The sequence below is a fragment of the Novosphingobium sp. SG720 genome, from assembly GCF_012275365.1.
GTDB lineage: Bacteria > Pseudomonadota > Alphaproteobacteria > Sphingomonadales > Sphingomonadaceae > Novosphingobium > Novosphingobium rhizosphaerae.
In genome coordinates, this window is the sequence record NZ_JAAZQN010000001.1 from 224247 (window position 1) to 238865 (window position 14619).

The following is a 14619-nucleotide window of genomic DNA, read 5'->3' on the forward strand; positions in this document are numbered from 1 at the left end:
TGGCAGGGCGCGAGGGGCGATCGTGCCCCCCGCGCCATGGGCCTTACATCTTGGGATTGCTGGTGGTTGCGCCGTTGGCGCCATCGGCCGATTCGGCCGCAGCAGCGGCGGCCTTGGCGGCATCGGCGGCGGCAGCGGCGTTGTCGGCAGCGCTGCGCGCTGCGTCTTCGGGTGTCTGCGCAGCGGCGCTGGTGTCGGCAGCCGGGGCATCGACCGGGGCCGGGGCCGCAGCCGAAACATCGGTGGCGGGCAGTTCGTCGGCCGGCATTTCCACGTTGTCGGGCGTCGCATCGCTCGAAGCGTCGTCCGAATGGCCGCAAGCGGCAAGCGAAAGCGTGGCGGCGCCCAGAACGGCGCCAAAAACGGCCTTCGAGAGGAGCTTCTTCATCGTGGGGGCTTCCTTGTTCATCCTGTCGGCCTTGGGGCCGATCCGTACGCCATGGGTATTATCGGCGCGTCTGCGTCAAGCCAATGGCAAACTTGGTGCGGCATGCCGCCGTGCGACAGGCCGATCGGCCGGTTCGTAAGGGTTGCTTACGGATATAAAGAACTCTTTATATGGATTGACCGATATAAAGGTTGCTTTATATGGCTCATCTCATGAACCTGCTCGAATCCTTTCGCGCCCTGGCAGACCCCACGCGGCTGCGCATCATGCGGCTTTTGGCCAGCATGGAGCTGGCCGTGGGCGAATTGGCGCAGGTTCTGGGGCAAAGCCAGCCACGCGTTTCGCGCCATGTGAAGATCCTGTGCGATGCCGGCCTGGCCCAGCGCCGCCGCGAAGGTGGCTGGGTGTTCCTGCGCGCGGCCATTGCCGAAGCCAGCGCACGCCGCAACGCGCCATCCGAACTGGGCAATGCCCTGGCCCGTGCCCTGGCCGCGGCCGAGGCCGAAGATGCCGAGTTTGCCGCCCAGGTGCGCGAAGACCGCCAGCATCTTGATGCCATCCGCGCCACGCGCGAAGCGAGCGCGGCTGAATACTTTGCCCGCCACGCGGCCGATTGGGACGATCTGCGCAGCCTGCACATCGCCGATGGCCCGGTGGAAGCAGCGCTGATCGCCCTGCTGGACGCGGCCGACGCCGGCACGCCGCTGGGCCACATGCTCGATGTGGGCACGGGCACCGGGCGCATGGCAGAACTGTTTGCCGCGCGCGCCACGCACGTGACGGCACTGGACAAGAGCCCGGAAATGCTGCGCCTGGCGCGCACGCGGTTGCAGGGGCTGCCGGCGGGCCAGGTCGATCTGGTGCAGGGCGATTTCCTGTCCTTGCCGTTTGCCGATGGCACGTTCGAAACCGTGCTGTTCCACCAGGTGCTGCACTATGCCCTGGCGCCCGAGGCGGTGCTGGCCGAAGCCGCGCGCGTCTGCGCGTCGGGCGGGCGCATCGCCGTGGTCGATTTCGCCGCACACGATCGCGAAGACCTGCGCCTGGCCCATGCCCACGCCCGCCTGGGTTTTTCCGATGCCCAGATGGCCAAGCTGTTGAGCGATGCCGGGTTCGAGCCTCTGGCCGAACGCGCGCTCGCCGGGCACGAACTCATCGTCAAGCTGTGGACCGCCCGCCGCCGCGATGCCGGCGCACTCGCCACTCCTGCTTCCGCCTTTACCAAGAGCTGAGACCCATGACTCGTTACGACCAGCTGCGCGAGGCGCGCACCGCGCTCGACACACCGCTTTTCGCCGGCTTGCCTGGCGATATCCGGGTGAGCTTTGAATTCTTTCCGCCCAAGACCGATGCCCTGATGGCGCAATTGTGGGACGTGGTGCAGACGCTGGCCCCGCTGGCGCCCGAATTCGTCTCGGTGACTTATGGCGCGGGCGGCTCCACCCGCGATCGCACGCATGACACCGTGGCGCGCATCATCCGCGAGGCGCGCCTGCCCGCTGCCGCGCACCTGACCTGCGTGGATGCCAGCAAGGCCGAAATCCGCGCTGTCGCCGAAGCATACTGGGACGCGGGCGTGCGCCATATCGTCGCCCTGCGCGGCGACATGGGCGCGCCGGGCGTGCCGTTCACCCCGCACCCCGATGGCTATGCCAACGCGGCCGAACTGGTGGCGGGGCTCAAGACCATTGCCCCGTTCGACATTTCGGTGGCCGCCTATCCCGAAAGCCACCCGGATTCGCCCAGCCAGGACGCCGATATCGACAACCTGAAGCGCAAGCTGGACGCGGGCGCGAGCCGCGCGATCAGCCAGTTCTTCTTCGAGCCGGAAACCTTCTTCCGCTTTCAGGACAAGCTGGCCGCCGCCGGGATCACCGCCCCGGTGCTGCCGGGCATCCTGCCGGTGTCGAACTTTGCCCAGACGCGCAAGTTTGCCCAGGCTTGCGGCGCAGCGCTGCCCGAATGGCTGGAAAGCCTGTTTGCCGGGCTCGATACCCATCCTGCCTCGCGCCAGCTGGTGGCGGCCACGGTTTCGGCCGAATTCTGCCGCCGCCTCTATGCCGGCGGGGTGCGCGATTTTCACTTCTATACGCTCAACCGGGCCGAGTTGAGCTATGCCATCTGCCACCTGCTGGGCCGCCGCCCGCAGGGCGGCGCGGCTTTGGAGACTGCCGCATGAGCAATCTGACCCCCAGCGCCGCGCGCGCCGCCCTGCTGGCGCAGGCCGCCCAGCGCATCCTGATCACCGACGGCGCTTTCGGCACCGAGATCCAAAACCGCAAGCTGACCGAGGCCGACTATGCCGGCAACCTGGGCCTTGGCCACGACCAGAAGGGCAACAACGACATCCTGGCCCTGACCCGGCCCGACGTGCCCGAGGCGATCCACCGCGCCTATTTCCAGGCCGGGGCCGACATTGCCGAAACCAACACGTTCTCGGCCAACCGCATCAGCCAGGCCGATTATGGCGCCGAGCACCTGGTGCGCGACATCAACGTGGAATCGGCCCGCCTGGCGCGCCGCGTGGCCGATGAATTCGCTGCCGCCGATGGCCGCCCCCGCTTTGTGGCCGGTGCCATCGGCCCCACCAACAAGACGCTGTCGCTTTCGCCCGACGTGAACGATCCGGGTTATCGCGAGATCGACTGGGATTTCCTGGTGGAAGTCTATCGCGAGCAGGCCGAGGCCCTGGTGGAGGGCGGCGCCGATTTCATCCTGGTGGAAACGGTGTTCGACACGCTGAACTGCAAGGCCGCGATCATGGCGGTGAAAAAGCTGGAGCAGCAATTGGGCCGCGAAGTGCCGATCATGCTGTCGATGACGCTGACCGACCTTTCGGGCCGCAACCTCTCGGGCCACACGGTGGAAGCGTTCTGGTATGCCGTGCGCCATGCCAGGCCGGTGACGGTGGGCCTCAATTGCTCGTTCGGCGCCACCCAGCTGCGCCCGCATGTCAAGGCGCTGGCCGAAATCGCCGATACCCTGATCATGATCTATCCCAACGCCGGCCTGCCCAACGAACTGGGCCAGTATGACGAGGAACCCGAAACCACGGCGGGCCTGGTTGGCGAATGGGCGGTGGCCGGCCAGGTCAACGTGCTGGGCGGCTGCTGCGGCTCCACCCCGGCGCACATCGCCGCCATGGCGCAAAAGGTCTCCGGCCTCTCGCCGCGCCGGGTCGCCAGCCCCGAACCGCTGACCCGCCTTGCCGGCCTCGAACCCTTTGTGATGATCAAGTGATGACTCAACAGACCAATTCCGGCTCGCGTTTCGTCAATGTGGGCGAGCGTACCAATGTCACCGGCTCGGCCGCGTTCAAGAAGCTGATCCTGGCGGGCGACTATGCCAAGGCCGTGGAAGTCGCGCGCCAGCAGGTGGAAAACGGCGCCCAGGTCATCGACGTCAACATGGACGAGGGCCTGCTCGACGCGGTCGAGGCGATGACCACCTACCTCAAGCTGATCGCGGCAGAGCCGGACATCGCCCGCGTGCCGGTGATGATCGACAGCTCCAAGTGGGAGGTGATCGAGGCGGGCCTGAAATGCGTTTCGGGCAAGCCGATCGTCAATTCGATCTCGATGAAGGAAGGCGAAGAGGCGTTCCTGCACCATGCCCGGCTGTGCATGGCCTATGGCGCTGCCGTGGTGGTCATGGCCTTTGACGAGAAGGGCCAGGCCGACACGCGCGAGCGCAAGGTGGAAATCTGCTGCCGCGCCTATGACCTCTTGATGGGCATCGGTTTTCCGCCCGAAGACGTGATTTTCGATCCCAACGTGTTTGCCGTGGCCACGGGGATCGAGGAGCACGATCGCTACGCGCTCGATTTCATTGAGGCGACGCAGGAGATCAAGGCGCGCTGCCCGCACGTGCATATCTCGGGCGGGCTTTCCAACCTCTCGTTCAGCTTCCGTGGCAACGAGACGGTGCGCCGCGCGATGCACTCGGTGTTCCTCTATCACGCCATTCCGGCGGGCATGGACATGGCCATCGTCAATGCCGGGCAGCTTGACATCTACGACCAGATCGACCCGGTCCTGCGCGAGGCGTGCGAAGACGTGCTGCTGATGCGGCATCCCGATGCCACCGAACGGCTGATCGCCCTGGCCGAAAGCTACAAGGGCAAGGACAAGGCGGCGGAAAAGGCCGCCGAGGAATGGCGCGGCTGGGACGTGGTGCGCCGCCTGGAACATGCCCTGGTCAAGGGGCTGGACCAGTTCATCGTGAAAGACACCGAGGAAGCCCGCGCAGCCATTGCCGCGCGCGGCGGGCGCCCGATCGAAGTGATCGAAGGCCCGCTGATGGAGGGCATGAACACGGTGGGCGACCTGTTCGGCTCAGGGAAAATGTTCCTGCCGCAGGTGGTGAAATCGGCCCGCGTGATGAAGAAGGCCGTGGCCCACCTCATCCCCTATATCGAGGCGGAAAAGCAGGCCGGCGCGCGCCCCAAGGGCCGTATCGTCATGGCCACCGTCAAGGGCGACGTGCACGATATCGGCAAGAACATCGTGGGCGTCGTGCTTCAGTGCAACGGCTATGAAGTGATCGACTTGGGCGTGATGGTGCCCTGGTCCAAGATCCTCGACACCGCGCGCGAGCACGATGCCGATATCATCGGCCTGTCCGGCCTGATCACCCCCTCGCTGGACGAGATGGTGACCGTGGCCGAAGAAATGCAGCGCGCCGGGATGACCATTCCGCTGCTGATCGGCGGGGCCACCACCAGCAAGGTGCACACCGCGCTGCGCATCGATCCGGCCTATGACGGCCCGGTGGTCCACGTGCTCGATGCCAGCCGCGCCGTGGGCGTGGCCAGCCAGTTGCTGTCTGACACGCAGGCCGAAGGTTTCATCAAGGCGACGGCGGACGAATACCAGCACGTGCGCGAGGCGCGGGCCGGCAAGGGCGGGTCCAAGCTGCTGCCCCTCGAAGATGTGCGGGCCAATGCCTTCGTCGCCGATTTCGCGCACAAGCCGGCGCCGCCCGCGCAGCCGGGGCTGCACGTGTTTCCCGAATGGGACCTGGCCGATCTGGTCGAATGCTTCGACTGGACGCCGTTCTTCCGCGCCTGGGAACTGGCCGGCACTTATCCCGCGATCCTGGAAGACGCGGTGGTGGGCGAAAGCGCGCGCAGCCTTCATGCCGATGCCTTGGCGATGCTCGACAAGATCGTCAGCGAAAAGTGGCTGACCGCCAAGGGTGTCTGCGGCTTCTGGCCCGCCGCGCGCCATGGCGACGATGTGGTGCTGCACCCGGACGATGACGAGCGCATGGTGCGCCTGCCGTTCCTGCGCCAGCAGTTCGGCAAGAGCCGGGGCCGCGCCAATTTCTGCCTCGCTGACTTCATCGATCCGGCGGGCGATTGGCTGGGCGGCTTTGCCGTGGGCATCCACGGCATCGAGCCGCACCTGGCGCGCTTCCAGGCCGGGCACGACGACTATTCCGACATCCTCCTCAAGGCCTTGGCCGACCGCTTTGCGGAAAGCTTTGCCGAGCGGTTGCATCAGTATGTGCGCACCACGCTGTGGGCCTATGCGCCGGGCGAGCAATTGACCAACCAGGCGCTGATCCGCGAGGAATATCGCGGCATCCGTCCTGCACCTGGCTATCCGGCTTGCCCCGATCACAGCCTCAAGCCAGTGCTGTTCGACTTGCTCGATGCGCCGGGCAATGCCGGGATCGTGTTGACCGAAAGCCAGGCCATGCTGCCTACGGCGGCGGTTTCGGGCTTTTACTTCGCCCATCCCGACAGCCAGTATTTCGGCGTGGCCACCATCGGGCGGGACCAGTTGACGGACTATGCCGCGCGGCGCGGGGTTGATGTGGCCGTGGCCGAACGCTGGCTGCGGCCCAATCTGGACTGAGGCCAGCAACCTTTTGCCACAACAGGCGTTTTCACAGGCAGATGGCAACCATGCGGATGCCGCCCTTCCTGTGGAGACGCCTGATGGACCCCCGTCCCTTCCGGCCGCGGCTGACGATCGGCGGCGTGCCGGTCCATGCCATGCTGGTGCCCTTTCCCATCGCCTGTTTTACCGGGGCGATGCTGTGCGACATTGTCTATAGCCTGAGCCCGCAGGTGCAGTGGGCCAATTTCGCGCAGTGGCTGCTGGTGTTCGGCATGCTGTTCGGCGTGCCGGCGGCGGTGTTCGGGCTGGTCGATTTCCTGGGCAATCGTGCGGTCACGCGGCCGGGCACGGGCTGGCTGCACCTGGGCGGCAATGCCGTGGTCCTGGTCCTGGCGCTGATCAACAATTTCATCCACGCGCGTGACGGGTGGACCGGGGTTGTCCCCACTGGGATCACCCTTTCGGTGCTGACCGTGGTTGTGATGGTTGGCACCGGCTTCCTGGGGCACCGGCTGGCCTATGTCCACCAGCGGGGGGTGCGGCCATGACTGTCCGTCACACACTGCCCCGCGCCCTTGGCGCGCTCGCTCTGGCTTTGGCCGCAACGGCTTGCTCCAAGCCTGAGTTTCCCGCGCAGGAACAGTTCGGCAATACGCCGCGCCTGCCCGGGCCCAAGCAGTTCCTGTTTCCGCCCATGGGCCTGGCCACGCCGATCGGCTGGAAGGCCAGCGAGGCGCCCAGCGTGCCGCAGGGCTTTGCCATCCAGGCTTTTGCCCGCGACCTGGCCAATCCCCGTTCGGTACTGGGCCTGCCCAATGGCGATGTGATCGTGGTGGAAAGCGGCGATCCCGGCCTTGCTCCCACGCTGCGGCCCAAGGACATCGTCTTTGCGCTGACCATCGGCGCGGTCCACGGCAAGACCAAGCCGGGCAACCGCGTGCTCCTGCTGCGTGACAGCAACGGCGATGGCGTGGCGGACCAGCGCTATGTGCTGGCGGACAAGCTGTTTTCCCCGTTCGGCGTGGCCGTGGTGGACAACACGCTCTACGTTGCGGCCACCGATGCGATCCTTGCCTATCCGTTCACGCCGGGCCAGACCCGCGTGAGCGGCCCCGCCCGCGTGCTGGCAGAATTGCCCGGCGGCCCGATCGACCACCATTGGACCAAGAGCCTGGTCGCCAGCCCCGATGGCACCAAGCTCTACGTGGGCGTGGGATCGAACAGCAATATCGTGGAAAACGGGCTGGAAGCCGAAAAGGACCGCGCCCGCATTTTCGAGGTGGACCGCGCGACCGGCGCGATGCGCCCGTTCGCCACCGGCCTGCGCAATCCCAACGGCCTGACGTTCCGCCCCGGCACCAACGACTTGTGGGCCGTGGTCAACGAGCGCGACGAAATCGGCAACAACCTGGTGCCCGATTACATGACGCACGTGAAACCGGGCGCTTTCTATGGCTGGCCGTGGAGCTGGTATGGCCAGCATGTGGACATCCGCGTGCAGCCGCAGCGCCCCGATATGGTGGCCCGCGCCACGCCGCCTGATTATGCCCTGGGGCCGCATGTCGCGGCACTCGGCCTGGCTTTTGCCGACGGCCCGGGATTCCCGGCGCCATGGCGCGGCGGCGCGTTCGTGGGCGAACATGGCAGCTGGGACCGGACGCAGCTCAATGGCTATCAGGTGGCCTTCGTGCGCTTTGCCGATGGCAAGCCGGTGGGCCGGCCCGAGCCGTTCGTCACCGGCTTCCTCACCCCCGACCAGAAAAGCACCCATGGGCGCCCGGTGGGCTTGGGCTTTGATGCCAAGGGCGCGCTGCTGGTGGCCGATGACGTGGGCAACGCGGTGTGGCGCATCCGGCCGCGCTGACGGGGTGCGCGCCTCCCCCGCGTGGGGGAGGCGCGCGCCATTTTACGGATGCTTGGGCGTCTCGTCGGCGTAGATTGCCACTTCGGGCGCCTGCGTGCTGCTGATCGAGCCGCGGAACATGCCGGCGGTGTTGAGGGCAAAGCCCACGTGGCCGTCGCGGTCCATCGCGATCAGGCCGCCGTCGCCGCCGATCTCGGCAATCTCGTCGATCGTGTCCTGCGCGGCTTCGCCCACCTTTTCACCGCGCCAGGCAATGCGGTCGCAAACCTGGCGGCCGGCCGATTGGCGGATGAAGTATTCGCCAGTGCCGGTGGCGGAAACGGCGCAAGTGCCGTCGCTTGCATACGTGCCCGCGCCGATCAGCGGGGTATCGCCGATGCGGCCCCAGCGCTTGCCGGTGAGCCCGCCGGTGGACGTGGCGGCGGCCAGGTGCCCGTGCACGTCGCGCGCGACGGCGCCCACCGTGCCATAGCGATGTTCGGGCCGGGGCGTGGCATAGAGCACGCGGGGCGAGAGCGCGCTGATCTTTTCCTTCTTCCACTCGAGATATTCGTCCCAGCGCTTCTGCGTGAAGAAGTACTTGGGATCGACCTGCTCGATGCCCTGTTCGCGGGCGAACTGGTCTGCGCCGGCCCCGGCCAGAAGCACGTGGCGCGAATGCTCCATCACCGCGCGCGCGGCCATGATCGGGTTTCTGGTGGTGGTCAGCTGCGCCACGGCGCCGGCTTCCCCGGTGCTGCCGTCCATGATTGCGGCATCAAGCTGGTTCTTGCCCTCGGCATCGAACACCGCGCCGCGCCCGGCGTTGAACTGCGGATCGTCTTCCAGCACGCGCACCGCGGCTTCTACTGCATCGAGGCTGGATCCACCGGCCTTGAGCACCGCCGATCCCGCGGCCAGCGCGGCTTGCAACCCGGCGCGATAGGCGGCGTCTTGCGCCGGGGTGGTTTCTCCGCGCGGCGCCGCGCCTGCCCCGCCGTGAATGGCGAGCGACCAGCCGGCATCGGCGGGATAAGGCACGTTGGCCAGCTTGCCGGCCTTGACGCTGGCAGTGCCGGCAAAGGCAGGCGCCGCCACCTTGAACGTGTTGAGGTCCAGCGTGCTGGCCGGGCCAATCCCGGTCACCTGCACCGCGGGCCAGTCAAGCGGCTGGCCGGGCTTGGCGGCGGGCGCATCGGTGGGTTGCACCAGCCAGGCATAGGTGCCCGCCGGGCCCTTGAGCCGCGCGATCCCCGCGCCATCGACGATCAGCGAAGCGCCTTCGTCCACGCCCAGGCCCACGGCGGCCTTGTCCGCCGTTGTCGCGCGCGTCTTGGCAACGAAGGCGATCAGCCGGCCCAGCCGATCGCGGCGGGTGAAATGGGTGTCGGTCACCACGTGGGCCATGCGCGGCAGGTGGAGGAAATCTTCCACCATGGTCACACCCGGCCCCAGCGGATCGCGCAGCGATGGCCCTGACGTGGCACTGCCGCCATCCATTGCGCCATAGACATGGCCGCCCAGCATGGCGAGGCCGGCGCTGGTGCCACCGATCGGCCGGCCATTGGCGACCAGCTTGTCGAGCGCGGTGGCCAGCGGCGTGCCCTGCCAATAGCGCACGTAGCGCGCCTGGTCGCCCCCGGCGATATAGACGCCATCGGCCTTTGCCACGGCGGCAAGCACGGCCGGATCGCTGGCGGCCTTGCGATCATCGAACACGAAGGTTTCCACCGAGGTGACGCCGCCGATGCTGTGCATGAACTCTTCGCCGGCGTCTCCGGCGCCAGAGGCGCGCAGCACCACGATGTGCCCGTGCCCGGCCTGAGCCACGAACCAGCGGAAGGCATCTGTATCCCATTCGCCACCGCCAGCCAGCAGTAGGCCGGGCGAAACCTTGGCGGGGGTGGGGGCGGCAAGATCGCCGATGACATAGCGGGTATAGCCCGCTTCCGACGCGTGCGCCGCGCCACTGGCCAAGGCCAGCACCCCGGCCACTGTGATCACCCCCTTGCGCCAGAACTGCATTCCCGATGCCCTCATCTTGCCATGTGCCGCTGTGGTTAGCGTGTAACAGTTGCGATTGATACTGAATAAATTGGCGATTTGACGTTGCACCTGTGTGTCACTTGCAACCATAAGCAACATATAGAGGCGCGATCACAGGGGGCTGTCAATCATGCGCAAATCAAAAGCTGTGTTGGTTCTGGGCGGCGCGTGGAGCGCCTTGGCATTGGCGGGTGCGGGCTATGCCCAGGAAGCGCCTGCGGGCACGCCGGCGATCACCCAGTTGCCACCCACGGCCCGCGCGGACGATGTGCCCGCGCCCGAAAGTGCCATCGTGGTGCTCGGCAGCCGCATTCCGCGCGTGGAGCTGGAAGGGCCGGCGCCGGTCACCGCGGTGACGTCGCAGGACATCCTGCGCAACGGCTATCAATCGGTGCCCGACCTGTTGCGCGCCTTGACGCAGAACGGCGGCGAAACGCAAAGCCAGCAATCGGGCAACGGCGCGGCCTTCACCCCCGGCGCCCAGCAGGTGGACTTGCGCGGCCTTGGCCCCAACCATACGCTGGTGCTGGTCAACGGCCGGCGGATTGCCGACTTTCCCCTGCCGTTCAACGGGCAGAGCAATTTCACCGACATTTCCAACATCCCGGTCGGCCTGATCGAGCGGGTGGAAGTGCTCAGCGGCAGCGCTTCGGCCATCTATGGCTCAGACGCGATTTCCGGCGTGGTCAATTTCCAGCTCAAGAAAAGCGTCGATGGTACGCGGATCGACTATCGCTATGGCGATACGCAGCATGGCGGCGGCGCCTCGCATCGCCTGACGCTGACCACCGGGTGGGAGGCAGGCGCGTTCCACGGCGTTATCGGGGTGGAAGGGCTCTATCAAAAGCCGTTGTGGCAATACCAGCGCGCGCGGCAGGATTCCGTGCTCGACGATCCCACCGGCGGCCTGGCGCGGCGCACGTTCCTGCGCACCGATGAATACACCGACTATCTCGATCCCGGCGCGGCCACTTGCGCGGGCCTGTCCAACCTCAACGGCGGCAGCACGATCTATACCAGCCGCCCGCGCTATGGCGCCGATGGCGGGCCGGGGTATTACTGCGGATCGAACAGCTCGATCGCCTATGGCACGATGATTTCCGAGCGGAAATCGGTGAACGCGTTCGGCGCGATCGGGCTCGACCTGCCCAATGGCATGGAACTGTTCACCGATTTCCAGGCCAGCTACAGCAAAGTGGCGCTGCTGCCCGATGTGCTGACGTGGTACTACGAAACCGCCGACGGCAACCAGGAGGGCACGTTCTACAACACGCAGATGCCCACCAGCCTCAATTCGACCAAGCTAGACAACTGGTATCGCCAGTTCACGCCCGAGGAAATGGGCGGGCTGCAGAACGGGATGACGCGCAACCGCTCGATCAGCTTTACCGTCACCCCCGGCTTGCGCGGCAAGTTCGGCAAGAACCAGGCCTGGGCCTATGAACTCTCGCTCAACCACTCGGAATACCGCAGCAAGGTTTCCTTCCCGCAAGTGGTGATCTCCAAGGCCAATGCCTTTTTCCTGGGCGCCCAGCAGGGCGTGGACGAAGACAGCGGCTATGCGATCTTTTCGGCCGATCCCACGCGGCTGTACACCCCGCTGACCACGGCCGAATACAATTCGATCACTGCCAACGCGATCTACAAGCCCCGTTCATACACGGACAACCTGGCGTTCAGCCTGACCAACGGCGAAGTGCTGCGCCTGCCGGCCGGGCCGGTGGGCGTGGCCCTGGTGGGCGAATATGGCGGGCAGGGCTATGACCTGCGCCCCGATCCCAAGGCGCTGGAGCACTATTACGTTGGCCTGACCGACAGCGACGGCAAGGGCAGCCGCCGCCACTGGGCGCTGGGCGGCGAACTGCGCGTGCCGGTCACCAGCTTCCTCCAGCTGTCGGGCGCGGCGCGCTATGACCATTTCCACGTGGTCGACAACAGCTTTGGCAAGGCCACCTGGAACCTGGGCGCCGAACTGCGCCCCACCAGCCAGCTCTTGCTGCGTGGCGCAATGGGCACCGGCTTCCGCGCGCCAGACCTGCACTATGTGTTTTCCGGCAATGGCGACACCCATCCCGATGGCACCGATTACCTGACCTGCCGCCGCGAAAACGCTGGCGCGAACTACAGCGATTGCGACGATTACGAAGTGGGCATCACCAGCCACCGCAGCGGCAATCGCAAGTTGAAGCCGGAAACCAGCAAGTCGATCAACGCCGGGGTGTTCTGGCAGCCGGATCGCGCGATCGACCTGTCGGTGGATTACTTCAAGGTCACTCTGTCGAACCAGGTGCTGGACCTGAGCAAGGATGAACTGCTGCGCCGCGAATCCGATTGCGTGCTGGGGGAAACCACTTCGGGCGCGGCGGTGAATGCCAATTCGCCCACATGCCTCGATGCCATCGCGCGGGTGCAGCGCTATGCCTCGGGCGCCTTTGCCGGGCAGCTCCAGGGGGTTTACGTCAACCCGATCAACGTGGCGCGCGAGCAGACCGACGGGATCGACGTGGCGCTGCACTGGCGCGCGTCAGAGATCAAGGGGCTCGGTTTCCTGACCTTCGGCCTGGGCTATACTTATGTGTTCAACCACACGTTCCGCCAGTATGAAGGCGACGCGCTGATCAACAAGCTGGCCTACGACAGCGGCTATGACATCCCGCGCGACAAGGGCACGGCCAGCCTGACGCTGGTGAGCGGCAAGCTTACCACCACGCTGCAGGGCCAGCGCCTGGGCCGACTGCCGAACTATGACGAGACCGCCTATATCGACGCGACGACCACGTTCAACCTGTCGGCCCAGTACAAGATCACCGACTATGTGCAGCTTTCCGGCACGGTGACCAACCTGTTCGACACCAGCCCGAACGTTGATCCCACTTATGGCAGCTATCCCTATTACGACATCTCGTGGTTCGATGGCGTGGGCCGCAGCTTCTATGTGCAGCTGACCTGGAAGCTGGGCGGCAAGGGGCTGTAACACCGCCAGTCCATCATGTGGCAGGGTGCGGCGCGCGCACCCTGCCATGGGCCTTAGCGGCAGATCCGCACGCGTTCGTGATGGCGCCACACGATACGGCAATTACGATGGTAATTGCGGCGTTCCCAGCGGCGATGCTCCCAAGCGCGGCGTTGCCAGCCGTGGCGGTCGCCCCGGTCCCAGCCGCGATGGTCGCGGTTGTCCCAGCGCTGCGCATGTTGCCACCTGTCCGGGTGGGCCTGCGCGGCAGCGGGGGTGAGCAGCGCGGCGGCCAGGGCCACGCCTGCGATCTTGGTCAGTTTGGCAAACATTGCTCTTCCTCCGTTAGGTCCTCAACGTTGGAAGAAATGTCTGCGCCTTTCGGAATGTTCCCTGTCTGAACAGGTTTGTGAGCCAACGTTCATCGTCGTGGGCGTGCGCGTCTGGCCCGGTTTACCCGCACTGTCCGCGATGCAGCAGCTTCTGGTCGGCCAGGACCAGCGCCATCATCGCTTCCACCACCGGCACGCCGCGAATGCCCACGCAAGGGTCGTGGCGGCCCTTGGTGAACAGTTCGGTCGCCTCGCCCTCGCGCGTGATCGTGGGCATGGGGGTGAGGATCGAGGACGTGGGCTTGAACGCCACGCGCACGGTCACCGGCTGGCCGGTGGAAATGCCCCCGGCAATGCCGCCGGCATGGTTGGCCAGGAATTGCGGGCCGTGGTTGCCGCCATCGTCGCGCGGGCGCATCGGATCGGCATTGCCTTCACCGGTGTTGGCCGCCGCGGCAAAGCCATCGCCGATTTCCACGCCCTTGACCGCGTTGATGCCCATCATCGCATGGGCGAGTTCGGCATCGAGCTTGGCATAGAGCGGCGCCCCCCAGCCGGCGGGCACGCCCGTGGCCACGCATTCCACCACGGCACCGAGCGAAGACCCGGCCTTGCGCGCCTTGTCGACCAGCACTTCCCAGCGCACGGCAGCTGCCGCATCGGGGCAGAAGAACGGGTTCTGGCCGATCTGTGCGGCATCGAAATTGGCCATGTCGATGGCGTCGCCGCCGATCGCGCTGACCCAGGCCAGGATCGTCACTTCGGGGATCACCAGTCGCGCCACGCCGCCCGCCGCCACCCGCGCGGCGGTTTCGCGCGCGGAGGAACGCCCGCCGCCGCGATAGTCGCGAAAGCCGTACTTGGCGTCATAGGCATAGTCGGCATGGCCGGGGCGATAGGCCTTGGCCACTTCGGAATAGTCTTTCGAGCGCTGGTCGGTGTTCTCGATCATCAGGCTGATCGGGGTGCCGGTGGTGCGCCCTTCGAACACGCCCGACAGGATCCTGACCTGATCGGGTTCCTGCCGCTGCGTGGTAAAGCGCGATTGGCCCGGGCGGCGCGCATCCAGATAGGGCTGGATCATGCCTTCATCGATCGCCAGTCCCGGCGGGCAGCCATCGACCACCGCGCCCAGCGCGGGCCCATGGCTTTCCCCCCAGGTGGTGAAGCGGAACAGGTGTCCGAAGGAATTGATGCTCATGGCGCCCGGC

The 14619-nt window shown here is 66.3% G+C and carries 11 protein-coding genes; 7 read left to right on the top strand and 4 right to left on the bottom strand.

Translation table 11 applies throughout. From position 1 onward, the window contains the following. Positions 1-43: 43 nt before the first annotated feature. Positions 44-388: a hypothetical protein gene (locus tag FHW94_RS01080; RefSeq protein ID WP_168555378.1), complete on the bottom strand. Its 345-nt coding sequence runs from the start codon at positions 386-388 to the stop codon at positions 44-46. A 200-nt stretch (positions 389-588) separates the two neighbouring features. Here FHW94_RS01080 and FHW94_RS01085 point away from each other — a divergent pair, with 200 nt between their 5' ends. From FHW94_RS01085 to FHW94_RS01110, 6 genes are all read left to right on the top strand, one after another. Then, positions 589-1620: a metalloregulator ArsR/SmtB family transcription factor gene (locus FHW94_RS01085; RefSeq protein WP_168553956.1), complete on the top strand. Its 1032-nt coding sequence runs from the start codon at positions 589-591 to the stop codon at positions 1618-1620. Positions 1621-1625: 5 nt separating this feature from the next. Next, positions 1626-2567 (top strand): methylenetetrahydrofolate reductase [NAD(P)H], encoded by a 942-nt coding sequence (gene metF / locus FHW94_RS01090; protein ID WP_168553957.1) that lies wholly within the window; start codon positions 1626-1628, stop codon positions 2565-2567. Next, positions 2564-3628 carry a homocysteine S-methyltransferase family protein gene (locus FHW94_RS01095; protein ID WP_168553958.1) on the top strand — a complete coding sequence of 355 codons (1065 nt, stop codon included), beginning with the start codon at positions 2564-2566 and terminating at the stop codon, positions 3626-3628. Before metF ends, FHW94_RS01095 begins: the two co-directional genes overlap by 4 nt. Further along, the gene (gene metH, locus FHW94_RS01100; protein WP_168553959.1) at positions 3628-6249 is read left to right on the top strand and encodes a methionine synthase; all 2622 of its coding nucleotides are present in this window, start codon (positions 3628-3630) and stop codon (positions 6247-6249) included. The genes FHW94_RS01095 and metH overlap by 1 nt, the downstream gene beginning before the upstream one ends. 83 nt (positions 6250-6332) lie before the next feature. Continuing rightward, positions 6333-6782, top strand: a complete 450-nt coding sequence (locus FHW94_RS01105) for a DUF2231 domain-containing protein (protein ID WP_168553960.1) — start codon at positions 6333-6335, stop codon at positions 6780-6782. After that, positions 6779-8098, top strand: a complete 1320-nt coding sequence (locus FHW94_RS01110) for a sorbosone dehydrogenase family protein (RefSeq protein WP_168553961.1) — start codon at positions 6779-6781, stop codon at positions 8096-8098. Before FHW94_RS01105 ends, FHW94_RS01110 begins: the two co-directional genes overlap by 4 nt. Before the next feature lie 42 nt (positions 8099-8140). On the opposite strand, the gene FHW94_RS01115 is transcribed toward FHW94_RS01110, so the two are convergent. Further along, the gene (locus FHW94_RS01115) at positions 8141-10102 is read right to left on the bottom strand and encodes an isoaspartyl peptidase/L-asparaginase (protein ID WP_210425431.1); all 1962 of its coding nucleotides are present in this window, start codon (positions 10100-10102) and stop codon (positions 8141-8143) included. A 151-nt stretch (positions 10103-10253) separates the two neighbouring features. On the opposite strand from FHW94_RS01115, the gene FHW94_RS01120 reads away from it, so the two are divergent. After that, entirely contained in the window at positions 10254-13097 is a 2844-nt protein-coding gene (locus tag FHW94_RS01120) for a TonB-dependent receptor (RefSeq protein ID WP_168553963.1), read from the top strand. 53 nt (positions 13098-13150) lie between these two features. Here the strand turns inward: FHW94_RS01120 and FHW94_RS01125 are convergent, their stop codons facing one another. Further along, positions 13151-13408 (bottom strand): hypothetical protein, encoded by a 258-nt coding sequence (locus FHW94_RS01125; RefSeq protein ID WP_168553964.1) that lies wholly within the window; start codon positions 13406-13408, stop codon positions 13151-13153. A 121-nt stretch (positions 13409-13529) separates the two neighbouring features. Continuing rightward, entirely contained in the window at positions 13530-14609 is a 1080-nt protein-coding gene (gene aroC, locus FHW94_RS01130) for a chorismate synthase (protein WP_168553965.1), read from the bottom strand. Positions 14610-14619 lie beyond the last annotated feature (10 nt).